The 24605-nt window shown below is 34.9% G+C and carries 29 protein-coding genes and 1 pseudogene; 4 read left to right on the forward strand and 26 right to left on the reverse strand.

Features of this window, described 5'->3' with window-relative positions; genetic code table 11:
• Positions 1-72: 72 nt before the first annotated feature.
• From HMPREF3106_RS08945 to HMPREF3106_RS09005, 13 genes are all read right to left on the reverse strand, one after another.
• The gene (locus tag HMPREF3106_RS08945; RefSeq protein WP_049555939.1) at positions 73-561 is read right to left on the reverse strand and encodes a hypothetical protein; all 489 of its coding nucleotides are present in this window, start codon (positions 559-561) and stop codon (positions 73-75) included.
• A 10-nt stretch (positions 562-571) separates the two neighbouring features.
• Complete coding sequence (yajC, locus tag HMPREF3106_RS08950; RefSeq protein ID WP_005606888.1) at positions 572-847, reverse strand: preprotein translocase subunit YajC; 276 nt, start codon at positions 845-847, stop codon at positions 572-574.
• Entirely contained in the window at positions 847-1287 is a 441-nt protein-coding gene (agaF, locus tag HMPREF3106_RS08955; protein WP_005606889.1) for a PTS galactosamine/N-acetylgalactosamine transporter subunit IIA, read from the reverse strand. The genes yajC and agaF overlap by 1 nt, the downstream gene beginning before the upstream one ends.
• A gap of 181 nt (positions 1288-1468) precedes the next feature.
• Positions 1469-2620, reverse strand: coding sequence for an iron-containing alcohol dehydrogenase (locus tag HMPREF3106_RS08960; protein WP_070445970.1), 1152 nt, complete (start codon positions 2618-2620; stop codon positions 1469-1471).
• A 29-nt stretch (positions 2621-2649) separates the two neighbouring features.
• Positions 2650-3072 (reverse strand): RbsD/FucU family protein, encoded by a 423-nt coding sequence (locus HMPREF3106_RS08965; protein ID WP_005606893.1) that lies wholly within the window; start codon positions 3070-3072, stop codon positions 2650-2652.
• Positions 3072-4556, reverse strand: coding sequence for a rhamnulokinase (locus tag HMPREF3106_RS08970; protein ID WP_070445973.1), 1485 nt, complete (start codon positions 4554-4556; stop codon positions 3072-3074). Before HMPREF3106_RS08970 ends, HMPREF3106_RS08965 begins: the two co-directional genes overlap by 1 nt.
• 30 nt (positions 4557-4586) lie before the next feature.
• Entirely contained in the window at positions 4587-5669 is a 1083-nt protein-coding gene (locus HMPREF3106_RS08975; protein ID WP_070445976.1) for an ABC transporter substrate-binding protein, read from the reverse strand.
• A 77-nt stretch (positions 5670-5746) separates the two neighbouring features.
• Positions 5747-6730 carry an ABC transporter permease gene (locus HMPREF3106_RS08980; protein ID WP_070445979.1) on the reverse strand — a complete coding sequence of 328 codons (984 nt, stop codon included), beginning with the start codon at positions 6728-6730 and terminating at the stop codon, positions 5747-5749.
• A gap of 18 nt (positions 6731-6748) precedes the next feature.
• On the reverse strand, positions 6749-8245 hold the full coding sequence (locus HMPREF3106_RS08985; protein ID WP_070445982.1) for a sugar ABC transporter ATP-binding protein: 1497 nt from the start codon (positions 8243-8245) through the stop codon (positions 6749-6751).
• Entirely contained in the window at positions 8238-8609 is a 372-nt protein-coding gene (locus tag HMPREF3106_RS08990; protein ID WP_070445985.1) for a PTS lactose/cellobiose transporter subunit IIA, read from the reverse strand. Before HMPREF3106_RS08990 ends, HMPREF3106_RS08985 begins: the two co-directional genes overlap by 8 nt.
• Before the next feature lie 4 nt (positions 8610-8613).
• Positions 8614-8910: a PTS sugar transporter subunit IIB gene (locus tag HMPREF3106_RS08995; RefSeq protein WP_070445988.1), complete on the reverse strand. Its 297-nt coding sequence runs from the start codon at positions 8908-8910 to the stop codon at positions 8614-8616.
• A gap of 18 nt (positions 8911-8928) precedes the next feature.
• On the reverse strand, positions 8929-10695 hold the full coding sequence (locus HMPREF3106_RS09000; protein ID WP_070445990.1) for an L-fucose isomerase: 1767 nt from the start codon (positions 10693-10695) through the stop codon (positions 8929-8931).
• 20 nt (positions 10696-10715) lie between these two features.
• Entirely contained in the window at positions 10716-11438 is a 723-nt protein-coding gene (locus HMPREF3106_RS09005; protein WP_070445993.1) for a class II aldolase/adducin family protein, read from the reverse strand.
• A 140-nt stretch (positions 11439-11578) separates the two neighbouring features.
• Between HMPREF3106_RS09005 and HMPREF3106_RS09010 the strand changes: the two genes are divergently transcribed.
• Positions 11579-12331 (forward strand): DeoR/GlpR family DNA-binding transcription regulator, encoded by a 753-nt coding sequence (locus HMPREF3106_RS09010; protein WP_070445996.1) that lies wholly within the window; start codon positions 11579-11581, stop codon positions 12329-12331.
• 1335 nt (positions 12332-13666) lie between these two features.
• Here HMPREF3106_RS09010 and HMPREF3106_RS09490 read toward each other — a convergent pair.
• The 10 genes from HMPREF3106_RS09490 to HMPREF3106_RS09050 all read right to left on the reverse strand — a co-directional run bounded on the left by HMPREF3106_RS09490 (position 13667) and on the right by HMPREF3106_RS09050 (position 17945).
• Positions 13667-13900: a hypothetical protein gene (locus tag HMPREF3106_RS09490; RefSeq protein ID WP_148129434.1), complete on the reverse strand. Its 234-nt coding sequence runs from the start codon at positions 13898-13900 to the stop codon at positions 13667-13669.
• A 176-nt stretch (positions 13901-14076) separates the two neighbouring features.
• Positions 14077-14505 carry a hypothetical protein gene (locus HMPREF3106_RS09015; RefSeq protein WP_070445999.1) on the reverse strand — a complete coding sequence of 143 codons (429 nt, stop codon included), beginning with the start codon at positions 14503-14505 and terminating at the stop codon, positions 14077-14079.
• Between the two features lie 13 nt (positions 14506-14518).
• Positions 14519-14917 (reverse strand): ArpU family phage packaging/lysis transcriptional regulator, encoded by a 399-nt coding sequence (locus HMPREF3106_RS09020; protein WP_070446001.1) that lies wholly within the window; start codon positions 14915-14917, stop codon positions 14519-14521.
• Positions 14918-14950: 33 nt separating this feature from the next.
• The gene (locus HMPREF3106_RS09025; RefSeq protein ID WP_070446003.1) at positions 14951-15226 is read right to left on the reverse strand and encodes a hypothetical protein; all 276 of its coding nucleotides are present in this window, start codon (positions 15224-15226) and stop codon (positions 14951-14953) included.
• Positions 15227-15697: 471 nt separating this feature from the next.
• The gene (locus HMPREF3106_RS09030; RefSeq protein WP_070446005.1) at positions 15698-16051 is read right to left on the reverse strand and encodes a hypothetical protein; all 354 of its coding nucleotides are present in this window, start codon (positions 16049-16051) and stop codon (positions 15698-15700) included.
• Complete coding sequence (locus tag HMPREF3106_RS09035; RefSeq protein WP_070446008.1) at positions 16048-16374, reverse strand: hypothetical protein; 327 nt, start codon at positions 16372-16374, stop codon at positions 16048-16050. Before HMPREF3106_RS09035 ends, HMPREF3106_RS09030 begins: the two co-directional genes overlap by 4 nt.
• Before the next feature lie 42 nt (positions 16375-16416).
• Positions 16417-16542, reverse strand: a complete 126-nt coding sequence (locus tag HMPREF3106_RS09715) for a hypothetical protein (protein WP_256364720.1) — start codon at positions 16540-16542, stop codon at positions 16417-16419.
• A gap of 219 nt (positions 16543-16761) precedes the next feature.
• Positions 16762-17046, reverse strand: a complete 285-nt coding sequence (locus tag HMPREF3106_RS09040; RefSeq protein WP_070446011.1) for a hypothetical protein — start codon at positions 17044-17046, stop codon at positions 16762-16764.
• Positions 17047-17472: 426 nt separating this feature from the next.
• The gene (locus HMPREF3106_RS09045; protein ID WP_070446014.1) at positions 17473-17748 is read right to left on the reverse strand and encodes a helix-turn-helix domain-containing protein; all 276 of its coding nucleotides are present in this window, start codon (positions 17746-17748) and stop codon (positions 17473-17475) included.
• A 5-nt stretch (positions 17749-17753) separates the two neighbouring features.
• On the reverse strand, positions 17754-17945 hold the full coding sequence (locus HMPREF3106_RS09050) for a hypothetical protein (RefSeq protein WP_070446017.1): 192 nt from the start codon (positions 17943-17945) through the stop codon (positions 17754-17756).
• A 162-nt stretch (positions 17946-18107) separates the two neighbouring features.
• Between HMPREF3106_RS09050 and HMPREF3106_RS09055 the strand changes: the two genes are divergently transcribed.
• Both HMPREF3106_RS09055 and HMPREF3106_RS09060 read left to right on the forward strand, forming a co-directional pair.
• Positions 18108-18653 carry a helix-turn-helix domain-containing protein gene (locus tag HMPREF3106_RS09055; protein ID WP_070446020.1) on the forward strand — a complete coding sequence of 182 codons (546 nt, stop codon included), beginning with the start codon at positions 18108-18110 and terminating at the stop codon, positions 18651-18653.
• 46 nt (positions 18654-18699) lie between these two features.
• Positions 18700-19845: a site-specific integrase gene (locus HMPREF3106_RS09060; protein ID WP_070446023.1), complete on the forward strand. Its 1146-nt coding sequence runs from the start codon at positions 18700-18702 to the stop codon at positions 19843-19845.
• A 163-nt stretch (positions 19846-20008) separates the two neighbouring features.
• Here HMPREF3106_RS09060 and pepF read toward each other — a convergent pair whose 3' ends face one another.
• Positions 20009-21817 carry an oligoendopeptidase F gene (gene pepF / locus HMPREF3106_RS09065; protein ID WP_070446026.1) on the reverse strand — a complete coding sequence of 603 codons (1809 nt, stop codon included), beginning with the start codon at positions 21815-21817 and terminating at the stop codon, positions 20009-20011.
• Positions 21818-21910: 93 nt separating this feature from the next.
• Between pepF and HMPREF3106_RS09770 the strand changes: the two are divergent.
• Positions 21911-22635: pseudogene (locus HMPREF3106_RS09770) on the forward strand (N-formylglutamate amidohydrolase).
• A gap of 33 nt (positions 22636-22668) precedes the next feature.
• Here HMPREF3106_RS09770 and HMPREF3106_RS09080 read toward each other — a convergent pair.
• A complete protein-coding gene (locus tag HMPREF3106_RS09080) occupies positions 22669-22929 on the reverse strand; it encodes a hypothetical protein (protein ID WP_070446034.1) in 261 nt (86 codons plus the stop codon).
• A gap of 52 nt (positions 22930-22981) precedes the next feature.
• Complete coding sequence (locus tag HMPREF3106_RS09085) at positions 22982-24529, reverse strand: ClC family H(+)/Cl(-) exchange transporter (protein ID WP_083281655.1); 1548 nt, start codon at positions 24527-24529, stop codon at positions 22982-22984.
• Positions 24530-24605 lie beyond the last annotated feature (76 nt).

Here is a 24605-nt window from a genome sequence, read left to right on the forward strand (position 1 = left end):
GAAAATTTCCATCAACCCTAAAAATTATAGAACCTATAAAAAAAGAAGCTTGAACTTCAAGCTTCAAAAAATTTATTTTTTGGTATTTTTAATCATTGCACTTGTTCCACTGAAAGTGACGACTAATCCAAACGCAATTACTATCATTCGATTCAGTATCTCTCCAGATACAAAGAAACTTCCAGCAATAATCAGTATTCCAACCAGACTTACCATCCAAGTTTTAACAATTGGGACGGTTGAATCCTCTACTGCTTCTTTCTCTATTTCTGAAATAAAAACCTCTTTTTTCACAAGATATTTTGGCAAAATACTTTTAACATATGCAATTGTTGACAATGCGTAAAAAAGCAGTGCTGCTAAAATACTTAGGAGGATACTCTCCGGATAAAAGCTATAGATAATGGCACCCATTGCTAAGGCAATAATGAGGCGATGTCTAAAGGCGTTAAAAGTTACTAAATCCTCATCTGGAATTTTATAAACACTCTTTAATAAAGGTAAATAAAAATACTTTTCTCCATCTTTTCCCGTATAGAATTCACCAAAGAAAGACTTCATAGATTCACCTTTATAAGACTTCAGAAATTGCATATCGAGAAACGGTAATGATAACCCCTTTAGCAATTTCTACTTCAGTCTTTTCTTCATCAATTTTTTTCACAGTCCCGTATAGACCATTTGCACAAATCACTCTTTTTCCTACCTGCAAATCACCATGTAATTTCTCGAAATATTGTTGCTGGCGCTTCATATTCTTTCTAGAGAAGAAATAATAAACCCCTAAAATAACAGCAACAAAAACGATAAATGTCAGTGAACTCACTAAAATAATTTCTGCTGTCATTAAATTCCATCTCCGTCTTCTTCGACCACTTTATCTTGAGGCGTTGGAAGACTCACCTGTTGAATGGCTTCTCGACCTGCTGTTAAACTTTGAGTCACTACATCTTGAGCGCTTGAAGCGAACTCGCGCAACATCGCTATTTCAATTAACATTGGTAAGTTTGTACCTACGACAACCTCAACATTATCGAAATCCATTGATGCAACCATTGCTGATTTGAAAGGACTTCCTCCTAAAAGGTCTGCAAATACTACAATCCCTTCTGTTTCCTCTTGCAACTCTTTCATAGCGTCTCTTAGATTATTTTCAAGAGTTTCTATTGGATCGCTTTCTAAAAAAGGCACTACCTTATATGCAGTTTGTTTTCCTGCAATCATTTCTAAAGCGTGTCCTACTCCAATTGCAAACTCCCCATGTCCTGTAAGAATTAACCCTATCATTCTATTTCCTCCTATTTTTATTCTATACCTTAATACTAGACTAGCTAAACTGAAATTTCAAGCACAATTTATGCGTTTTCATAAAATCTTATCCAGAAATAAATAAGGAGTATTGTCCAAATACTGGGGGGGGACAATACTCCACGTTCAAAAAGCTATACGAATATTTTTGTTTTACCGATTAGAACAATTCTTTGTAGAAAGCAATTGTTTCTTCTAATGTTGGCATGAATGGGTTGCCAGGTGCACAAGCATCAATTAACGCATTCTTAGATAGATAGTCGAAGTCGAAATCTTTTTCTTCAATTCCTAATTCAGTTAATTTCTTAGGAATACCTACTGTTTCAGAAAGAGTTTCGATTTCTTTGATTGCATATGCTGCACATTCTTCATCAGATTTACCTTCAGTTTGTAAACCTAAAGCTTTTGCAACATCACGGAATGCAGCTGGAACACGTTTTGCATTTTCGCGTTCGATTACTGGTAATAACATAGCACAGCATACACCGTGTGGAAGTTTGTAAACAGCACCTAATTGGTGAGCCATTGAGTGAACATAACCAAGTCCAGCGTTGTTGAATGACATACCGCCTAAGAAGATTGCGTTCACCATTCCTTCACGAGCTTCGATGTCATGACCATCTTTAACAGCACGTGGTAAGTATTCTTTAATTAACTCAATTGCTCCAATAGATAATTTCTTAGTAACGCCGTAAGCACCTGGAGTTACTAAAGCTTCAACCGCGTGAGTTAAAGCATCCATACCTGTTGCTGCAGTTAATGCTGCTGGTTTAGATACCATTAATTCAGGGTCGTTTACTGAGATTAAAGCTAGGCTGTTTTTATCAACCATTACCATTTTAACTTTTCTTTCTTCGTCTGTAATTACGTAGTTGATTGTAATTTCAGCTGAAGTACCTGCAGTTGTATTGATCGCTACAACTGGTAAGCCTTTTTTAGCAGATTTGTGTAATCCTTCGTAGTCTTGTGGTTTACCACCATTTGTTGCAATTACTGAAATACAGCTTGCACAGTCTTGAGGTGAACCTCCACCTAAGCTAATGATGAAGTCACAGTTATTTTCTTTAACTGCAGCAACCCCATCGTTAACGTTTTTACAAGTTGGGTTTGGTTCTACATCAGAGTAAACTACAAAGTCCACGCCTGCTTCTTTTAAAGGTTCTGTTACTTTGGGAAGAATATCACTTGATTCGATAAATTTATCCGTTACTAAAAGAGCTTTATGATATCCTAAGTCTTTTACGTAAGGTCCAATTTCTTTAACGACTCCTCTTCCGATTAAGTTAATTGCTGGTAAATAAAATGTTGACATAATTTTTCTCTCCTAACTAGTAAGTAAGTTTATAAAACACCTTTTTTCAAGATGATGTTACCGTATAAGGCACTTTCTCCCGTTTGGATTACAAGATAAGCGTCTTTTGCTTGTTCGTAGAACTCAAATCGTTCGAACTCTTTAATTGCTGCTCCTGGGTGACTTTCTTCTAAGAGACGTTTATATTCATCCCAAATCACCGGAACAGTTGGATCTCCCGGAACGACTTGCATTAATCCTGCTTGATATGAACTGTAAGTATCTAATGGCAATACTTGTAGAATCGCTTCTAAAGCAACAGGCACCCCATGTCCGTCCATACGAATCACTCGTTGGCCAATACGATGAGCTGGGAAGTTTGCATCCGCAAGTACCAATTCATCTCCATGTCCCATTTCCATTAAATATTTCACAAGTTCTGGGCTTAAAATTTTAGGAATTTGTTTTAACATTACTGAATTCCTCTCTTCACTTTATTGAATTTCAAGCGAATTTCTTCTAAATCTGCAACGACACGACTTTCATAACGGGTTACAGGTTCTGAAGCCTTGATAATGTCTTGTGCTTCTTTGCGACTTGAAATCACTCCAAGTGTCAACAGTTGTGACAAGATATTTCCAAGTGCACTCGCTTCGATTGGTCCTGTAATGACTGTACGTCCTGTAAAGTCTGCTGTTAACTGGCAAAGCAATTTATTTTGAATACCTCCGCCGACCATTTGAACAGTTGTCATTTCGTGTTTTGTCAATTGCTCTAATTGCGTAATCGTTTCTAGATAAGTTAATGCTAAACTTTCTAGAACGACACGAACGATTTGACCTTTCGTTTGTGGAACTTTTTGTCCACTCACTTTACACCATTCTTTAATTTTTGTTTCCATTTCTCCCGGAGAAGCGAAAACTGGATCGTTTGGATGAATCCAAGTTTGGTTGTCCGTTACTTCTTCGGCTAATGTGACCATTTCGCCAAAGCCAACTTCTTCCCCTTGCAAGCGCCAGTCTCGTTGTAATTCTTGAATAATCCACATTCCTGTTGTGTTTTGTAAGAGACGATATTTGCCATCAAAACAGCCTTCATTTGTAAGTCCAGAGGCAAATGCTTCATCGGTTACAACTGGTTCGTCGGATTCCGTTCCGACAAGCGACCAAGTACCACATGAAATAAAGACAGTCCCTTTTTCATGTTCATATGGAATCGCAAGTACTGCAGCAGCTGTATCATGTCCAGCTCCTGCAATCACGTCAAATGAATCAACTTTCAACTGTTGAGTGATGCGAGGTGATAATTGTCTTAAAACTGCACCATTCTTCGTTGGTGTTGTAAACCATTTACGTGGAATATCTAAGCGTTCAAATACTTCTTCAGAGAAATCTTGTGTGAAGATATCCAGTAACCCACTTGTACTTGCAATAGTATATTCATTTGAAAGCACCCCTGAAAGTAAGTAGTTGATTAAATCTGGGATAAACAACACGCGTTGAACGATATTTTTAAGTTGTGGTTTTTCTTGCAAATCTGAGTAGATTTGTAAGACCGTATTAATGGTTGCAGGCTGCACACCTGTTTTTTGGAACAATTCTTTCTTCGAGATAGCGTTATAAAATGACTCCTCATATCGACCCATCCGATTATCTCTGTAACAATGTGGTTGATAGAGCAAATCTCCATTTTGATCTAGATAGGCATAGTCTACTCCCCATGTATCAACAGAGATGGAACGAATCGGAATCGAATCTTTGGAAGCCTTCTTGATTCCTTGCTTAATTTCTCCAAACAAGTGCAACAAATTCCAATACAAACCATCATTAAGATTCACCGGTTCGTTTTTGAACCGATGAACCTCTGATAATTGGAGGGAGCGTCCGTCATAAATCGCCTGCATAACACGTCCTGAACTTGCACCTAAATCAATGGCTAATAATTTAATCAAGCTCATGTTTTCTCCTCCATTACTAATCCCTATTTTTTATTCGTATAGTAAAGCTTTGATTTCATCGCTATCGATGTTCTTAGCATCATACCATTTAGAACCAGTATCCACGTCTTTCACTGTTTCACCTTTAGCTGCGGCAACTGCTAATTTAACAGCTTGGTAACCAATTTGAACTGGGTCTTGAGTTACAGAACCAACGAAGATTCCTTTACGGATAGCATCTTGTTGTAATGCACCTGAGTCGAACCCAACAGCTAAGATCTTGTCTGCGCCAAGTTTAGATTCTTTGAAGCCGCCGTTAGCATTGATGATTGCTTTTGCAGCGAATTCATTAGAACCATAGATTGCAACAGTATCTTCTTTTTCAAGAACTGTAGAAGCTTCAGTTTTACCTGCAGCATCATCTACTTGTGCTGGAACACGAACTTCGATTACAACTTTTGCATCCGCTTCGTTTACATCGTTTTTGAACTTGTCATGTCCAGTTACAGCAGTTTTAATGCCTTTTTTATTTAATAATTCAACCATTTTATCAATGAAACCACTTGTTCTTTGAGTGATTGAAAGTGAGTTTACTTCTTGAGAAACAACCCCGATACGAACTTTCTTGTCGCCGATTTTCTTTTCTAGTAATGGGAATAAGTGTTCAGCGGCATTACCACCAGCAGCATGGTTATCTGTTGAGGCAGTAGCTTTAATTGCTCCTTCTGGTGCCCCAGGAACCCCTGAGTCAAACCCGATAATAGGAATGTTTTTAGATTGTGCTTGTTTAATCGCATCTAATTCTGCTTCAGTATCTAATGCAGCTAAAGCGATTGCTTTTGGATTTTTGTTGATCGCGTTATTTAATTGTTCCAATTGTTCTGAGATAGCTGTTTCATTTTGAGGTCCTACGAAATTAACTTTAGCCCCTAATTCTTGAGCTGCTTTTTCAGCTCCTTTGTTAACTGCTTTCCAGAAGTCATGTTGGAAACCTTTCGCGATCACTTCCACTTTGAAGTCGCCACCTGATTGAGATTTTCCACCATCAGCATTTGATTTATTTGATGTACATCCTGCTAATAATGCAGAAGCACAAGCTAGAGTTGCAATAGCATATTTGAATGACTTTTTCATAATGTTTTCTCCTTTATATGTCCCTTTTGATCCTTCCAAGAAGGAGTCTTCCCAACTCATTGTGTACAATATCAAACTTATTTTTTCTTATTCATGCGGATTAAGATATCTGAGTAAACGGCAACGATTACAACAAAACCTGTAATGAATAATTGATAGTGTGGTTGTAAGTCGATGTATGGTAAACCGATCTTCAAGACAGACATAATGAATACCCCAATGATAGTACCAACAACAGAACCAACCCCACCAGCAAGTGAAGTACCACCAACTACTACTCCGGCGATGGCATCAAGTTCCATACCGTTCCCTGTACCAGGAAGGATTGTAGAATACGTTGCAGCATATGCGATACCAGCTAAACCTGCTAGAAGTCCACTGATGACATAAGCCATCCCTTCCCATTTGATAACGTTTACACCTGAAAGTCTAGTAGCTTCTTTATTTGAACCGATAGCAAAGATGTAACGACCAATTTTTGTTTTGTTTAAAACAATGGCTGCAATAATCGCTACGACAATCAAGACGATCAACCCGGTCGGAAAATTATCTTGCGTTCTGAATAAGTCTTTATACCAGCCTTCACCAGTTCCACGTAATGGGAACGTTACACTTTGTACGTTTGATACGATTGAGCTTAAACCACGTGAAATCATCATTGTACCAAGTGTTGCGATGAATGGTGGCAATCCAAATTTCGCAATTAAAATTCCGTTGAATAATCCAAATACACCCCCAATCACTAATATTGCCAACAATGCTAGCCATAATGGCCAACCCATTTTTGTATGGAGTACTCCACCAACGATGGCAGAACACATCATTACTGTACCGATTGATAAGTCAATACCACCGGTGATAATAACGAATGTTACCCCAATTGCTAAGAAACCAATGTAATAAGATGCGTCTAAAATGCTTACCGCTGTATCAAACGAACGGAACGATTCACTTGAGACTGCAAAGAATGTGAAAATCACGATCAACGCGATTAATGCAATTAACTTTTGTAAACCAACTGATTTTACCAGTTTCGTCCATAGGGACTTTTTCTCTTCCATATCTATACCTCTCCTCGTTTATCGATCTGTTGCTAATGCTAAGATTCGTTCTTGAGTTGCTTGACTGATATCAAGTTCCCCTGTCTTACGACCTTCACACATGACAACAATCCGATCGCTCATACGTAAAATTTCTGTAAGCTCTGAAGAAATCATAATGATTGATTTTCCTTGAGCTACCAGTTCATTCATTAATGAGTAAATTTCACTTTTCGCACCAACGTCAATTCCTCGAGTTGGTTCGTCAAAAATTAGAATATCGCTATTTTGTTCTAGCCATTTTGCAATAACAACTTTTTGTTGGTTACCACCTGATAAGTTACGAACTAGTTGTTTAGAAGATGGTGTTTTTGTTTTAAGCGATTGAACGAATTTATCACTCACTTTAACAATTTCACCATCATCGATTAAACCACCTTTGATGTACTTATCTAAGTTCGTCATTACAGTGTTATTGGCAATAGTCATATCAACGATACATCCATAACGTTTACGGTCTTCTGAAAGATAACCAATACCTTCTCTAATAGCATCTTGAGGATTTTTAATATCAACCTCTTTACCATTAATTTTAATTGTTCCGCTATCTTTCTTATCCGCTCCAAATAGTAAACGAGCTACTTCTGTACGACCCGCTCCCATTAATCCAGAGAAGCCTAAGATTTCACCTTTATGAAGCACAAAGCTAACATCTTTTACGTGGCTTCCTGAGTTTAAGTGTTCCACTTCTAATACAACCGGTGCACCTTCTGGCACTGCAGAAACCGCTTTCGGATCTTCGTAAATAGTACGGCCTACCATCATTGCGATGATTTCATCCTTCGTAGTTTCTTTTGTATTTACAGTTCCAACATACTCCCCGTCCCTCATAACCGTTACACGGTCCGTAATACGGGCAATTTCATCCATACGGTGAGAAATATAAATAATTCCCACACCTTTAGCACGTAAGTCATCAATAATGGCAAATAATTCATTAATTTCAGATTCCGTTAAAGCTGCTGTTGGTTCGTCGAAAACAATAATCTTCGCATCCATTGACAACGCTTTCGCAATTTCAACCATTTGTTGTTTACCAACTGTTAAATTTCCCACTTTTTCTTGTGGATTAATATCCAGTTTCAACAATTTGAATAATTCTTTTGCCTTTTTGTTTCCGGCATTATCATCAATGAACAATCCTTGATTGATTTCTTCACGACCGATGAAGATGTTTTGAGCCACTGATAAGTGGTTCATCATATTCAACTCTTGGTGCACGATTACAATCCCATCGTCCATAGCCTCTTTTGGCTTCGAATATTCTACTTGTTTTCCGTTATAGTGAATTGTTCCTTCGTTTGCTCCATAAATACCGGTCAACACTTTCATTAAAGTTGATTTACCAGCACCGTTTTCACCCATTAGTGCATGTACTTCGCCTGTTCTTAAGTCGAAGTCTACACCTTTTAGGGCTTTAACAGGCCCAAACGATTTTACAATCCCCTTCATTTCAAGAATAACTGGATTACTCATGCATTTCACCTACCTGTTCCAGTTTTGTAATACGCTCTTTCAGCGCTTCTATTTGTTCTTGTTGATCAACGATGATATTGACAACTTCTAGCAGCAAGTGACTGTTCATAAAATGATCTTGAGCATGAACGGATAGAAGTGTTGTACTTACGCCTTCACCTCTAATTTCTTGCTGAATCATTTCAGTTTGAACATTATGCGCTTCTACTCCTTTAGCCTTGGCTTCATCAAGGATGCCTCTTGCAGATGAAATATCACCTGCAAGAGCACTCTTAACGGATTGCAAAGCTAAAGTAGTGACTTTACTGCTTTTTACAATCAGTTGCATCAATCGTTGCGTATCCGATTTGCTTGATTTACTCATTTGTTTAACCTAATAATTCAATCGCTTGTTTTAGAACTTCTTCTCCGCGCATATTTTCAAAATCATCATCTGAAATTACAGCAACTGGAACGTTTAATGAAGCTTTTGCTTTTTCTTCTAAATAAGCTAGTTGAGGTCCTAATAATAAGACATCAATATTTTTTAAAGTATCTACCCCAGTAATCCCTACTGAGTAGAATGAGTAATCTAATTTATCACGGTAAATCACTTCTTGAATGCGTTCAACAAGCATACTAGTTGTTAATCCACCAACACAGGCTAAAATAATCGTTTTTGTCATTTTAGTCTCTCCTTTCTATTACTTATGAATAGGTCCTAATAATTGGCACGCACGGTAGTCAGCTGATTCTAAATCTTCTGTTCCGAATAGTGACCAGTTCTTAGGTCTGAAGATATCTTCTTCTGCAACATTATGCATATTCACTGGAATACGTAACATTGAAGCAAGAGTGATAAGGTCAGCTCCAATATGTCCATAAGAGATTGCACCGTGGTTTGCACCCCAGTTATTCATTACATCGTATACTGACTTGAATGCGCCTTTACCTGTTAAGCGAGGAGCAAACCAAGTTGTTGGCCAACCTGGATCTGTACGGTTATCCAATGTATGGTGTACATCTTCAGGTAAATCAAGTGTGTAGCCTTCTGCAATTTGTAATACAGGTCCAACACCTTTCAATAAGTTCAAGCGAACCATTGTTACAGGCATATTTCCTTTAGATAAGAAGCGAGTTGAGTAACCGCCACCACGGAAGTATTCGCGGTTTGCTGCTGGGAAGTCTGTATTTGCAAGCATTGCATCTACTTCACTTTGATCTAATTCCCAGAATGGTTTCATTACTGCTTCACCGTTTCTTGTAGCTTGACCAGTACCGTCTAATGTACAAGAACCAGAGTTGATTAAGTGTAAGAATCCATTCTCAGCATGGCCTTCAAGTTTATGACCTGTTACACGTTCAACAGCTTCTGGACTCCAGTAGGTACGAACGTCCGCAAAGATTTGTGGAGTGTTTGTTAATAAATAGTTAAATAGCATTGATACACCGTTTAACGCATCATTTTCAGTAGCGAAGATGTATGGTCTGCGAATTCCGTTCCAGTCAAATTGAGTGTTTAGGAATGTTTCCATGAAGTCTCCGTTAGGGAAGTGGTCTGTCCATTGACGTTGACCTTGGAATCCACCAACAAGAGCGTAGTGACCAACTGCTTCTTCTTCGAAGCCTAGTTCAGCAAGTCTTGGGTTACCAATCATTAAGTCACGTCCAATCATGAACATCTTAATCACGAATTCCCATTGTTTATCTTTTTCTTCACGGCTTAACACTAGGTCTTCACGGTTACGGTCAAATCCTTCTTTAACGTTTTCTTTCACCCATTTAAGTGCACGTTCGAATTCTTCATGATCGTAAATGCCACGGTCAATACGACGAGTGAATTCCGTCATATCTACTGATTCGTTACGCATTCCTAAGTATTCTTGGAAGAAGTCAGGATCTACGATTGAACCACCGATACCCATTGACACGCTACCCATTGATAAGTAAGCTGTATCTCTCATTAAGCCTGTAGCAAGAGCTGCTCTTGCATAACGTAAGATTTTTTCTTTAACGTCTTCAGGAATTTCTGTATCAGATGCTTCTTTAACATCTTTACCGTAAATCCCAAATGCTGGAATTCCTTTTTGAGCATGAGAAGCAAGAACTGCTGCTAAATATACAGCCCCTGGTCTTTCAGTTCCGTTGAATCCCCAGATAGCATGTGGAATATCAGGAGACATATCCATTGTTTCACTACCATAGCACCAGCATGGTGTTACTGTGATGGTTGCACACACGTTTGATTTTTTGAATAGTTCGTGAGATGCTGCTGCTTCTGGTACACGACCGATTGTTGAAGGTGAGATTACACATTCAACCGGTTGTCCATCAGGATATTTCAATGTTGACTCGATCAAAGCAGCGACACTCTTCGCCATATTCATTGTTTGAACTTCTAACGATTCGCGAACTCCTTGGCGACGACCGTCAATAGTTGGGCGAATCCCAATACGTGGATGTTGAATCATTTTTGTTCCTCCTATTCTTACTAAACTTCACGAACAGTTCCGTCAGGATTGTATTTCTTGTATCCTGGGTGGCGTCCTGTCACTTTGTAGTTTTCTCGCATCTTGAACATTTGCTCTAATTTTTCTCTTGAGATTTCTTTTTCCTCAATGCCTTTTGTTAGTAATAACATTCTTCCGTGGAATGTTGATTTAGCCACGAGTTCTAATGTTTCCATTCTGTAGTATGCTGTAATTACATCACTACCTACTGATAATGCACCATGGTTTTCAAGTAACATCACGTCGTGTTCTTGTAAGTATGGTGTAATCGCATCTGGAACTTCCATTGTTGAAGGAACCCCGAATGGTGTAATTGGAATTGAACCGATAACAATCGCACTTTCAATTAGTGAATAAGTATCTAATGGAATATGTGCTAATGTAAATCCAGTTGCAATTGGCGGATGAGCATGAACAACAGATTTCACATCGTCACGTTCTTCATAGCAGCGAATATGCATTTTAATTTCGCTTGAAGGACGATATCCATCGTTGGCTTCAATTACTTCTCCTTTCATATTTAATTTAACGAGTTTCTCTGGTGTGATAAAACTCTTACTGATACCTGTTGGTGTTGCGATGATGGTATCCTCATCAATACGAACTGAGACATTTCCGTCATTTGCAGCTACCCATCCTAGCTGCCACATTTTATGACACACATCACAAATTTGTTCGCGTACTACTTGTTCATCAAAAGTCATAGTATCATCCCTTTCTGATTAATATATTAGCAACAGAAGAAAGCGGATACAATATATGGATCAACTATTGAACATCATTCAAGTATTGTGCTATAATTTGTTCATAAATGTTCAAAAACGTTCAACTAGGGGGTTTTATTATGGTATCTTTGGAGCGAATGTCTCGTATTATGGATATTCTCACCAAAAGGAAAATCATCTCTACCTTCCAACTGGAAGCGTTGATGTATTGCTCCACCTCTACATTGAGGCGTGACCTGATTAAATTGGAAAAAGAAGGAAAAATCATTCGATCTCATGGCGAAGTTCGACTTGTTACTACAAACAATATTGAATACGCTTACGATAGTAGAATCCATGAAGAAACTCAGGGGAAACAACAAATAGCGGAAACAGCTTCCACTTTTTTAACGGATAACCAATCGATTTTTATCGATAGTTCATCCACGTGCGCCACACTTGCTCCTCACTTAGGAACTCTTCAAAATTTACGTGTGATTACAAATGGGATTGAAATTGCACGTAAGTTGAACAATTATGAAAATATAACTTTGTTCTTTTGCGGTGGACATATCGGCTATGGAACAAACTCGGCTTTGGGAGATTTTGCGACGGGTTTTATCAATAATTTCCATGCAGATATTTGCTTTATGAGCTGTCGAGGTCTTGACCGTTTCGCGGCTTATGAAGCAAATCATAGTCAAGCACTTTTTAAACAACAGATGATTGCAAATTCTGATGTTGCTGTACTACTTGCGGATCACTCAAAGTTTAATACGAGTCATTACTTCAAGTTATCTAATTACAATGCTATTGACTATATTGTAACCAACCAAGCTCCTGTCGAATCCTTTCAAGATACGGTGGGCGCTCAATGCGAAATTCTTTGGTAACAATAGAAAACAAAGAAAAATAAATGAATCCAATTGAACATTTTGAAAGTGGACTATCTTCATCTCAAGTTAGTCATAGTTATCTCTTAAGTAGTTTTTTGCTTAATAATAGTAAAAAAACAGCTTAATAATTAAGCTGTTTACAACGTTACTAACTGTTTTTTAAACTATTTATATTTATTTTTCTAAACACATATCTAAACACATATCTAAACACTTATAAAATACATTCCACCCCTACGGTAAAAATAAAAATACCTAAGGTAGTAGTATTATTTATTCAATTCATTTTAAAAGCCGAGCAATAGTTTAATTCTTTACTATTGCTTTTTTGTATTATAATTTTTTAGTTCTTCTTTTCAACATTTCAAGACTATTTTATTACTGATATTTTTTGTGTTTTCCTCTTGAATTAATTCCCTAGATAATCAAAAATAACCATATTAAGCCACCTCTTTTTATTGTTATTAGTGCATTCCTAGTCATTGTGAAGCTGTCAATTATTAAATGTGTTTAGATATGTGTTTAGAAAACTATAAAATAAGCCCCTATTTTATGAAGTTGAGTATACCTTTTTCATTACTTTTTTGGCGTGAAAAAATATGTACAGTGACTGCGTGAAGGTCTTTTAAGGTACACGGTAGGCTACCGCCCCCCTAGTACACATTTCTCACTACCACGCTATTAAATGCTTATTTTAGGGGTTTACAGCGTTTTTAAAAGATTTTAAATATAATTATCCTACAACTATGTAAAATGTTTTAAAACCTCTTTAGGCTCACTTCTGAATTTCACATATCTTGTATTGTGTTAAATTCGTGTATCCTCATAAAATATTGATACAATAATATTTCTTCATATTTATATTTTTGAATTTACAATTTTTCATTATGTTAAATTCGATACTCAAACAAGTGTTTTAAAACTGATTACTCTTTATAAATCTGCTGTTTTTTAACCCCCTTTTCTCAAAAATAACCCTGCGTTTGGAAACAGTCCTTTCCCTCGGTATTCCACCTTGACTATATTCAATAAAGCTTTGTGGGGGGGACGATATTTTTTATTAATTTAAAATAATTAAAAAATACTTGCTTACTTCCTTGTGAGGTTTGGGCAAGTATTCTTTATATCTTTTGTTTCATTTTACTTTTGTTTCTTCAGTAATATTTTTTCTAATATCTGAATTAAACATATTATACATTCTGTTTAGTTCGTCATATCTCGTATTGCCTTGATATAACAGCATTTCTTTCAACTTCTTAAAATGAACTAACACTTTTCTCATTATGTTTAATTGATATTTTCAAAAGGTATTTTAGACACTCTTTAGGTGCATTAAATCAACGAAAACTCAACACATTCTAATTGAATAGCTAGTAATGTTACTGCTTGCTTATATTGATTCTTTATCTCTTTATAGTTCTTACCTGTTTTTCTGTAGATTGATAAAGGAGTTTCACCATCTATAAAGCATTGCTTCAGTAATAGCCTTTCTGAATTACTTAAGGTTGATAAAGATGTTTCAAATTCTTCAATCTCTTTTATTCTTTCATCAGTTAAGTTAAACAAGGCTACTTGTTCAATGTTAGAATTATAAAGCTTGTTAGTTTTCCCAAAAGATAGGTTTAATTTACTGTTTATTGTTTGTGATGATTTTATAGCTACAATATTTTTATTCTCTATATATCTATTAATCTTTTGTTTTAAATTACGTTCGGTTTCTTTTAAATTAATAACACTTAAATCTAATATACTACCACCTCATTTTTAAAGACTAAGCATTCTAATAAAGCAGCAAGTTTTATAATTACACTTTTTCTATTGTCACGTATTGTAAACTCACTATAAGAGCATTCTAAACCTATTTTGATATCTGTTTGTTTTAAAATAAGCGTTTGTATTACTATATATCTTTCTTGTTCAGTAAGATTGTTTATAGTATTTGTAACTTTGCTTATAAATTCAATCAATCCATTGTTTTTTGAATTAGGTTCTTTTAATTCTATGTTAAATTTAGAATTAAAACTTATCTTATTTGTTTTGTAAATAGCCATTGTTACTAGTTTATATTTATCTATTAATCTTTGTAACCTCCTTTTGGTTTCCTTATAATCTACGATATCTATTATAGAATTATAATTAGGGTTAAAGCTTTCAAAGATAAATTCTGTCATACCTCACACCTCTTTATTCGTATATTACACCTTCTAACAACCGTGCAACCTTTTCAACCGCCTTGTTCTTAATTCTATAAAATTGTGTTTCACTCAAACATAAATCTACAGAACAAGCTACACCGCTTTTTTTCTCTACATAAAAATCATAGAACACTTGATATTCTTCCTCGTTCCATTCTTCCAATGAATTTAAAGTATTATCTATCATATCTATATATTCTTGATACTCAATATTAACCTTTCCTAAAAATACTTTACCATCTTCAATTTTCTTAATTGTTTTACCATTCTCTAGCGCAATTATACCTTTATACAAATGATACAATTCAAAAATTCTTTTTATTCGTTTATTGGTAGCTTGTATATTTATTTTTCTTTTTAAATCATCTTCTAATTTTTCCCAATTCATATTTTCTTATTTTCCTTTCTGCCCATTTATTTACTATTCTTTCATTTCTTTCGCTTCCTCATAAATATTAGCTAAACTATAAGCAACATCATCAATTTTAAAAAATAAACTTTGGAATTTATCATAAAATGATGATAATAATTCTGATGACTTCATTTCATAAAGAGCCGTGTATTTTTTTATTTCAATCATACCTTCACATGCGCTTTTCATAATTTTTAAATCATTCATAATATCATTTAATTCAAAGACTTGTTCAGTAAGAATTGATTCAATATTTTTATTATTCATAGTTTCCTGTTTATTCATGGTTATTACTCCTTATACTTGTTATTAGGTAACTTTGGTGAACATTAATTATTGTTTTGCGTAATAAATGTATACATTCATTAATTTACTTATGCATTAATGTATACATTAATATCTTGCTAAGTAACTTTATTAGTTGCTATAGACTTAAAATAAAACGGCTTTTTGCAAGGCTTTTTAGTCTATTCTTATGCTAGAGTTTTTCTTGCAAAAAGACTTCCCCCTTTTTAAGGGGGTTAGGGGGTTATATTGTATTCTATGAGTACTCTATGTGTATTCTATGTTATAGGCGTGCCAATTTGACACTTTACTGGTGCCAATTTGACATTTCTAAAGTGCCAATTTGACACTTTAGTATATAACTACGACACTAGGGGCGGTTTAGCTATTTCTACTACTTTATATAAACCAGTTTGTAAACTAGCTTGTAAACTAGCTTGTAAACTACGTTAAATATTTGTAAGACTATTATTAAAAAGGCAAATCATCAATTTTAATATCTTCATGCTCTATTATTTTTAGCGTTTCGTAATCAATTGTGTACCATTGTTTATGTACTTTTTGTTTGGCAATAATTAATTTTTTCTTTTTTAAATTACTTACAACTCTTTTTAACGTTCTAACTGAAAGAAAAGGCATTTCATTTTGCCATTCTTCAAATGTTTTGTACACCCATACTTTCCCATCAACACAATTTTTTGACCTAACTAGCCAAAAGTGTAACTGTTGTAAAAAAACAGCTTCATTAATTCCTATCTTTACGGCTAGTTTGGGCAACAGTATTAAAGACTTATCACTTATTAATAATTGTTGTTTAGCACTCATAATAATTGTCCTAATTTCACATAATTGATTGAATACCAGTTTGTTTTATCCATTTTCATTTCATTGAAATTGTCAATTATTAATAGTTGCTTATCTGATAAACTTTTTACGATACGCTTAAGAGTACTTAAAGAGAAAATTTCAAGCGTTTCTTGTAATTCTTCATAAGTTTTGCATACCCATTTTTTCCCATTTCTTTCTTGTTCTGATTCAAGTAACCAGTAATGTAACTCTTGAATGAATATAGCTTCATTAATTCCAACTTTCTTACAAAGAGATGGTAATACTTGCAAAGGGTATTCATTAATTAAGTAACTGTTCATTTTCCTAATTCTCCTTTTCTATATTGTTGTTAAAGCTTCTTCTTACTCCTCGTTATATTCGTCTTTCATTTTATTTAGAAAAGCGCCATAACCTACCCCAACAACAAAAGAAATTAAAGATGACACTATCAGCATAATGTTTGTTAAAGTAAATTCATTAATAACCATGTAGACCCCTCCTATTTTCTTTATATTTTGCTTATTTTTAATTTTTATACCGTTTTGGTATGTTTATACCTTTTTACATCAAAAGCCCTAAAATGACGTTTTTTAATCAAATTACGGCGTGTTTTTTTATTTTTACCGTCGGTTCGATATACCCACTAATGAAATACTGTTGTTTTGGTTTCAATTCAGCTATTCACTTGAAATAGCTTTTTAAGTGAGTTATTTTTTTGTACTATTTTTAATATCTTCAATAAAATCCCTTTTACATTGCTCATATCCTAAAATAAAAGCATTACATACTATAATGGATGTTAAATAGGTAGTTGCGGTATCATAATTATCAAAATCTTCAAAAGATAATACCCCTGTAATTCTTTTCTCTGCTTGCATATAGTCAGAGTGATTGACGTTATATTCTTCTTTTAATTCATCAACTATATTATTTATGTCTTCATAGTCTAAACTATCCATAAAATATTCAATTAATTCATCTCTAATTTTCATTTTTACACCCCAATTTATTTAACTTATTTTTATTTCGAGTCATTTCTTTCCCGCTCTCTGCTGTATTTAGCTACTTGATTTATCCCTTTTCCAATTCGCTTATAAGTCGTTCGCCTAATTCCAATACTTTTTTAGCCTAGTTTCTTGCTCCTTGTTATATTCGTCTTTAATTTTATTTAGACACACGCCATAACCTAAACCAACAACAAAAGATATTAAAGACGACACTATTAAAATGATGTTTGTTAAAGTAAATTCATTAATAACCACGTAAAACGCTCTTATTTCTTTATTTTTAGCTTGCTATTTAATTTTTATGCCGTTTCGGTATATATTATTTATACCCTTTTATACCAAAAGCCCTAAAACACCGTTTTTTATTCAAATTAAGACATGTCTTTTTATTTTTACCGTGGGGGTGGAATTTTATTTTTTATGTCTTTCTATAAACTCATCTAATTCACTACGTTTTATATATCTTTTTCCCTCTATCTCGTATGTAGGTAGCCCCTTTTTTATCCATGTCATAATAGTAGGGCGTGTTACATCAAGATAGTATGAAGTTATCTCATTAATACTTAAATATGTTTTTAATAAAATTGTATCTTCTCTTGCTTTTTCTGTTGCTTTTACATAAACCTTTTGAATACCTATGTAAAGTTCATCATAAAATTCATCTGGTAACGATAGTGTTAACGCCATTTTGTTTACTCCTTTTCATTTTTTAACCACTTATCGATAGAATCAAACACCCTCTTATTTAAGTCATAATCACCGTTTTCTACCTTTTTTAAAGTTTGGTAACTGGTTTTTAGTTCTTTTGCTAACCTCTTTATACCAATATTTCCTAAAGCTCTTTTAATTTTTATCTGACAAGCCATTTCTTTACTGACCCACATATGTATCTCCTTTCTTATTTTAAAAGTGAGTTGACAGTTCACTCTTTTTAACTTATAGTGAAATTGTACCTCACTTTTTTAAATTCGTCAACACTTTAAGTAACGTTTTACTTCATTTTAGCGAATCGTTATTTTATACTTTATATTAAAGAGGTGATACTTTTGAACAGAATTAAAGAACTACGAAAGCAGGCAAACTTAACTCAAGAGCAACTGGCTAAATTATTAAACGTTTCTAAAAGAACTATTATTTCTTGGGAAAAATCAGAAAGCTCTATAAAAAAGGAAAACCTAAAAGCTTTATCAGAAGCTTTTGATGTTAGTCAAGGTTATTTACTTGGCTATACTGACATAAAAAAGAGGTATAAAGATGAGGAAGTTTTGGGAACAACAAGAAGTTTTGTACCAATTTCTCGCACTAGAAATAGAGATGAAGATTTTATAAAGTTTATTAATTTTTTAAAAGAAATAAGAGTAATTTTAAGCGATGAACAAATTTTAAATATTTTTAAATTAATAGAATCAATGAATGTTTTTAATCCAAATAATTATGTAGGTGATTTTTTAAACTTTAAAATTGGAACACCTATAGATGAGCGAACATTTTTTAATAATATGTCTGAATATGGATATTCGTATATGATGGAAGAAATCACTGAAGAAGATGTAAAAGAATATAATAACCTTTTTAAAGACTTATTTAATTAATCTTTTTATTTTTACCGTGGGGGTGGAAATAGAAAGGGTAATAAAATTGGCAACATATAAAGAATACAAAACAAAAAAAGGTACTTTTTGGCGTGTTAGTGGTTACTTAGGTATAAACCCTACCACAGGGCAACAAGTAAATATTAATAAACGTGGTTTTGCTTCAAAACGTGAAGCTATGCTGTACTTTTCTGAAGCTGTTACAAACCTAGAGAAAAATACTTATGAGGTAAAATCAGTTTCTAAGACTTATAAACAAGTTTATGAAGAATGGTTAGAACAGTATAAACAAGATGTGAAAGAAAGCACCTATCATCAGATGATAACTTCAATGAATAAAGATGTTTTACCACATTTAGGAAACTTAAAAATAGACAAAATACAACCAGTTACAATTCAACAATTATTAAACAACTGGCATAAACGCTATACAAATTATAAAAAAATGTATTGGCGTATGTTGAAGCCTTTTGAATATGCTTTAAAACATGGTTACATTCATTTTAGAATTGAAGATAGAATAACAATACCTAAAGATAAACGAATAAAATCGGACAAAAAACAATTTTATACTAAAGATGAATTACAAGGACTATTATCTTGTATGGAACAGAATATACAACCTATATGGTATGTATTTTTTAGGTTACTTGCTTTTACTGGTATGCGAAAAGGAGAGGCACTTGCTTTAACATGGAAGGATATAAACTTTTCTTCAAAAACTATTGATATTAATAAAACTTTTGCTATTGGTTTAGGGCATAATCAGATTATACAAACACCAAAAACAAACTCAGGTATTAGAGTTATTACCGTTGATAATAAAACGCTAGAAATACTGAATAAATGGAAATTAACCCAAGCTACACAGTTATTAGAGCGAGGTTTTAACGCTTTAAATGATACCCAATTTGTTTTTACATCATTTAATGATAATACATTCATTCCTTTAGAAAAGCCCTCATATTGGTTTAAAAAATTTTGTAATGAGAATGGTTTTGACATCATTTCTATACACGGTTTTCGTCATACTCATTGTAGCTTACTTTTCGAAAGTGGCGTGCCTATGAAAGATGTTCAAGAACGTTTAGGACATTCTGACATTCAAACCACTATGAACATTTATACACACGTAACAGAAAACAGCCGTGAAAATAGTGCTAAACTGTTTGCAAATTATGTAGGTTTTTAAAATATCTAAACACACATCTAAACATATTAGAAAATAAAAAAGACAAGTATAGTAGAAACCTTGATATAAATGCTTTTCTATTATGTTATATCTTCCATTTTTGATTGTCTCTTAAATAGAAAAAAACGCGCTACAGTTGTAGCGCGTTTTTTGTTTATGATGATTATGCTTTTAATTCTGCTGTTAAGCTTTCTAATTGGTCTACTAAATGGCCAACATAAGCAATCGCTTGTTTCAATGGCTCATCTGTTGAAACATCGCAACCAGCATGAATCGCTAAGTCTTTTGCAGACATGCTTCCACCTTTAGACAATGTATCTAACCATACTTTAGCGTGTTCAGGGTTCTCTTCGATTTGGTTGGCAATTGCCGTACCGATTGTAAGTCCTGCTGAATACGTATATGGATATAATCCCATGTAGTAGTGCGGTTGACGCATCCAAGTTAATTCTGCTCCGTCGTTGACAACTAGGCTGTCTCCGAAGAATTCTTGCATCACTTCTTTTTTCACATTTGATAATACATCCGCGTTCAGCATCTCGTTATTATCAATCATCTTATAAATACGATCTTGATATACAGCTTCCATATAGTGCGTTACCATGTTGTGGAAGTACGTACGGCTAATCATATTACTGATCACCCAACGTTTGAAACGAGCGTCTGTACTTGTTTTAAGTAAGTAATTTGAAACAATGACTTCATTACATGTTGAAGGAGCTTCAACGAAGTATAATGAACATTCATTGTTTAAAATCGATTGATGTTTCCCTGTTGACATGAAGTGGTATGCATGTCCTAATTCGTGCGCTAACACGAATACTTCATTCATTTTACCAGTCCATGATAATAGAATAAATCCGGCAACATTAGGAACCGTCGCACAGAATCCACCTGTACTCTTACCAATGTTTTGTGGGAAGTCAGTCCAGCGTTTGTCATAACTTTCATCAATCATCGCTTTATAGTCTTCGCCAAGAATGCCTAAAGCTTTCTTCAAGTACTCGCGAGATTCTTCAATCGTCATATCCACTTCGAATTCTGGATCCAAGTTGATTTTTGCATCCATAAATTGCATATCAGAAATGCCGTGCTCTTTCGCTAATAACTTAATATAACGTTGCATATGAGGAGCTAGGTCTGTCATCAGCATGCGAATTTGACGGTCGTATAATTCACGGTCTCCATCTTGTTCGTCCAATAAGTAGTCAATGACACTATCGTAACCACGCATCGTTGCCATCATTTTTTCTTTTTTCAATTCTGAAATGTATTCATTGGCAACGGTATTTTTATACGCGTTCAATGTTTTGTAGAAGCTCTTAGCCGCAGCTCGACGCACTTCTTTGTCCGCGTCCATTTCGTGCAAGTTTTCGTATAATACGAAGCTATTTTCAAGTGTCTTCCCATTCGCTTCAAATGACTCGAATTGCATATCTTCATGTTTGGTTACTTCATATAATTGGTAGAAACCTGGTAAGCTACTTAAGTTTGATAAGACTTGTTCTGCATCTTTAGAAAGCGTATGTTTCTTTTGACGAATCACTTTTTCTACAAAGTAGGCTAAGTCTGGTCTCTTCTTGGCTACGAATTGGTTTAAGAAGGCTTCTTCTAATGAAATGAGTTCTGTCATCACAAAGCTCATGTTTTCCGCATAGGATACGCTGACTGCTTCAAATGCTGTCGCATTTTCAATCACTTTCGGATTCAAACGGTCAACCGTCATTGGGAGTTCCGCATAATGAGAAGCGCGGTATACTGCTAATTCAATCGCTTCATATTGGCGAATCGCTTCATCTAATACTTCTAAATCCCCTAATTTATTTTCATATTTTTCTTTGAAAGCTTTCATTTCTTTCTTTAGTTTGTCCAACTCTGCATAAAATGCTTCGTCGTTTGGATATAATAAAGTCATATCCCATGTAATAGAAGGATCTACTTCACTTCTTGGTACTAATTTAATTTCAGCCATAATTTCACTCCTTTTCAGTTAGTATCAATTATACACAATCTCCCTATCGTTTGCTATACTAGGACTATTAGAAAATCGAAAGTAGGTGGATCTTTGTATATTAAAAACGAACTTTCTAACAGCGCTCTTTTACTGTCTATTCCTCATAGTGGGCTCCATATTCCAGAAGAAATAGAAGTTCTTTGTAATCCACATGCCAAAAGAAATCATACAGATTGGTTTCTTCCTGAATTAGTCGATTCTAATTCTTATACAATCATAAAAGCTACGGTTTCTAGATATATTGTTGATGTGAATCGATTTAAACCGACACAGAAGCACTCCATTCAACCGATTATTCCACGGACGGACGAAGAAGGTGTCCCTTTATTTAAAAACTTCCCTTCAAAGCAAAAGCAAAGACAATGGATTCAAGATTATTACGAACCTTACTATAAAAAATTGAAGAGATATTAACTCAAAAATTAAGCATTCACCAGCAGGTTTTTCTTTTAGATATACATAGTTATGATGATTTGCTTTTTCCTTCTCATGAAATGATACTTGGGAGCCGGAAACAGACTTCTATCAACAAGAATTCCCTTAAGAGGATCGAAGCTCTCTTTCAAGAACAAAACCTCCCTACTCGTTTAGATACTCCTTTTTCAGGAGGAAGTATTGTTGCCACTTTTGGAAAGCAAGAACGCGTTCAAGCTCTACAAATAGAAATTCCTTACTCCTTCTATTTAAAGGGAAACAAACCAAACGACATAAAGTTTAATAAATTGCAGAAAAAATTACATCATATTTTTGATCAACTCAATAACGAAAACACCTAGATACCTTCTTATGATCGTATCTAGGTGTTTATTCTAATTTGTTTTTTCCTGTAATTTTTTAATTTGCTCTTCGAGTAGTTGAATTTTCTCCGCTTGAGAATTAATTTGTTCTTGCATTTTCGTCATTTGATCTTGATAGTTCTCTAATGGAGTTGGTGTCGTTTTCGAGAAACTTCGGAAGATAAATACTGATAAAAATAATATTACAAGCGTTAGAATAATAAATACCCAACCTTGGTTTCTTCTGACGTATTGGTTAAATGTTCTTTGCAAATTTTTCCCTGAGTTACTCATTTATCTTCACCTCTTAACTTTTCAACAGTATACCATTAATTTTGAAATATCTCTAGATGGCACTTACAATTTTTGTCATTTGTTCGGTCATTGCCCCCACTATTCCATCATCACACACGACGATTAAGATATCACCAGACAGAAGAATCGTATCTCCTTTTGCCACTATCTCTTTAGCACCACGTCTTATGGTTGCAATAATAATTTCTTTTGGCCACTCCACTTCTCGGATTTCTTTTTCTACCAGAGGGCTATCCACCATAATTGGAATTTCAAAAGTCGTTCGTTCTCCTTTGGTAGTTGTAGAATGTTCTTTATCTAAACGTTCTGCTAACACCTCATAGATTGGATCCATCTTCAAGAAGTCAGCCACAATATACGCCACTAAAGTACAAATTCCAAGCGGCATTAATTGGTTCAATCCTCCCACCATTTCTGTTACAAGCAGTAAAGCTGTTAGGGGTGCTTTCCCAATTGCCGCAAAATACCCTGCCATCGCAAAGAACACAAAGCTAACGCGTACACTTGGGTCTACCCCTAAAAATTCAATGAGGAATTCCGCATATGCCAATCCAAGAAGAGCTCCGAGTGAAAGAATCGGTAAAAAAATCCCCCCAGGAAGTCCTGTTCCGTATGAAATCATTGAGTAGACAAAACGAATCACAAATAGCCCCACTAAAAATTGAACAGTATGATTTTCTTTAACGAGTGCTAATACTAACTCACCACCACCGCCTAAAACATGAGGATTCCACATGCCAAGAGGAATAATCAACATAAAGGCAATGAGACAGTAATTATATGGTGCCACTTTTGGAAAAAGTGTCTTGTAAATCTTTGGCAAAGCTAACGTGAGACGATGGTACGCTAATCCAAAAATTGCAAGGACAATGCCAAGAAGGACAACATATCCATAATATTCCATCGGAAAACGTTGGTCATTCCCAAGGTTAAGAGATGGATGTGTCCCAAAGACATTTAATGAAATAAAGTTAGCCACGATTGCTGCTGTTAGAGTTGTCACGGCTACAAGTGGACTGAAGGTATGATGAACTTCTTCTAATACAAACATAAGTCCAGCAATCGGAGCATTAAACGCTGCAGCAAGGCCGGCACCAGCTCCACTGGAAATAAACACATTCTTCTGTACCCGATTTGCCTTAAATGTCTCTGCTACTCCTTGACCAACCGATGCTCCTAATTGAATCGAAGGACCTTCACGTCCAAGCAAGAGTCCTGAGCCAATTGAAATCGCTCCTCCGACGAATTTCTTCCAACAGACAGACCACCAATTCATATCCATCTTTCCTTGAAGTTGCAATTCTACTTGTGGAATCCCACTCCCTTTAATATCAGGATCGCTCTTTACAATCTGCCCTAAAATAACCCCCATTACAAGGCTAAAGAGAATCCATGCCGGAATCCATTGCGGTTGTTCTCTTAAAAACGAATAGACGGTCACTACTTGTTCTAAAATAAAGCCAATCATATATCTAAATAAACTAACCGCACTTCCTGCTAGGACTCCGATTAATGCGCCAATAGCAATATACCCTGATTTTCGGTATCTCCGAGGGTTCAAATGACTCCAAAACTCCACTCGCACTCATCCTTTACAATTTATTCTCTTTCATTATATCAAAGTCTGCCCATAAAAAAAGGAAGAAATGAAAATT

The sequence above is a fragment of the Granulicatella sp. HMSC31F03 genome, assembly GCF_001807725.1.
In the GTDB taxonomy this organism is placed as follows: domain Bacteria; phylum Bacillota; class Bacilli; order Lactobacillales; family Aerococcaceae; genus Granulicatella; species Granulicatella adiacens.

Bases quoted from the DNA above. Each gene is read 5' to 3' on its own strand.
- HMPREF3106_RS08945 (WP_049555939.1), bottom strand. From the start codon at position 561: ATGAAGTCTTTCTTTGGTGAATTCTATACGGGAAAAGATGGAGAAAAG.
- yajC (WP_005606888.1), bottom strand. From the start codon at position 847: ATGACAGCAGAAATTATTTTAGTGAGTTCACTGACATTTATCGTTTTT.
- agaF (WP_005606889.1), bottom strand. From the start codon at position 1,287: ATGATAGGGTTAATTCTTACAGGACATGGGGAGTTTGCAATTGGAGTA.
- HMPREF3106_RS08960 (WP_070445970.1), bottom strand. From the start codon at position 2,620: ATGTCAACATTTTATTTACCAGCAATTAACTTAATCGGAAGAGGAGTC.
- HMPREF3106_RS08965 (WP_005606893.1), bottom strand. From the start codon at position 3,072: ATGTTAAAACAAATTCCTAAAATTTTAAGCCCAGAACTTGTGAAATAT.
- HMPREF3106_RS08970 (WP_070445973.1), bottom strand. From the start codon at position 4,556: ATGAGCTTGATTAAATTATTAGCCATTGATTTAGGTGCAAGTTCAGGA.
- HMPREF3106_RS08975 (WP_070445976.1), bottom strand. From the start codon at position 5,669: ATGAAAAAGTCATTCAAATATGCTATTGCAACTCTAGCTTGTGCTTCT.
- HMPREF3106_RS08980 (WP_070445979.1), bottom strand. From the start codon at position 6,730: ATGGAAGAGAAAAAGTCCCTATGGACGAAACTGGTAAAATCAGTTGGT.
- HMPREF3106_RS08985 (WP_070445982.1), bottom strand. From the start codon at position 8,245: ATGAGTAATCCAGTTATTCTTGAAATGAAGGGGATTGTAAAATCGTTT.
- HMPREF3106_RS08990 (WP_070445985.1), bottom strand. From the start codon at position 8,609: ATGAGTAAATCAAGCAAATCGGATACGCAACGATTGATGCAACTGATT.
- HMPREF3106_RS08995 (WP_070445988.1), bottom strand. From the start codon at position 8,910: ATGACAAAAACGATTATTTTAGCCTGTGTTGGTGGATTAACAACTAGT.
- HMPREF3106_RS09000 (WP_070445990.1), bottom strand. From the start codon at position 10,695: ATGATTCAACATCCACGTATTGGGATTCGCCCAACTATTGACGGTCGT.
- HMPREF3106_RS09005 (WP_070445993.1), bottom strand. From the start codon at position 11,438: ATGACTTTTGATGAACAAGTAGTACGCGAACAAATTTGTGATGTGTGT.
- HMPREF3106_RS09010 (WP_070445996.1), top strand. From the start codon at position 11,579: ATGGTATCTTTGGAGCGAATGTCTCGTATTATGGATATTCTCACCAAA.
- HMPREF3106_RS09015 (WP_070445999.1), bottom strand. From the start codon at position 14,505: ATGACAGAATTTATCTTTGAAAGCTTTAACCCTAATTATAATTCTATA.
- HMPREF3106_RS09020 (WP_070446001.1), bottom strand. From the start codon at position 14,917: ATGAATTGGGAAAAATTAGAAGATGATTTAAAAAGAAAAATAAATATA.
- HMPREF3106_RS09025 (WP_070446003.1), bottom strand. From the start codon at position 15,226: ATGAATAAACAGGAAACTATGAATAATAAAAATATTGAATCAATTCTT.
- HMPREF3106_RS09030 (WP_070446005.1), bottom strand. From the start codon at position 16,051: ATGAGTGCTAAACAACAATTATTAATAAGTGATAAGTCTTTAATACTG.
- HMPREF3106_RS09035 (WP_070446008.1), bottom strand. From the start codon at position 16,374: ATGAACAGTTACTTAATTAATGAATACCCTTTGCAAGTATTACCATCT.
- HMPREF3106_RS09715 (WP_256364720.1), bottom strand. From the start codon at position 16,542: ATGGTTATTAATGAATTTACTTTAACAAACATTATGCTGATAGTGTCA.
- HMPREF3106_RS09040 (WP_070446011.1), bottom strand. From the start codon at position 17,046: ATGAAAATTAGAGATGAATTAATTGAATATTTTATGGATAGTTTAGAC.
- HMPREF3106_RS09045 (WP_070446014.1), bottom strand. From the start codon at position 17,748: ATGGCGTTAACACTATCGTTACCAGATGAATTTTATGATGAACTTTAC.
- HMPREF3106_RS09050 (WP_070446017.1), bottom strand. From the start codon at position 17,945: ATGTGGGTCAGTAAAGAAATGGCTTGTCAGATAAAAATTAAAAGAGCT.
- pepF (WP_070446026.1), bottom strand. From the start codon at position 21,817: ATGGCTGAAATTAAATTAGTACCAAGAAGTGAAGTAGATCCTTCTATT.
- HMPREF3106_RS09080 (WP_070446034.1), bottom strand. From the start codon at position 22,929: ATGAGTAACTCAGGGAAAAATTTGCAAAGAACATTTAACCAATACGTC.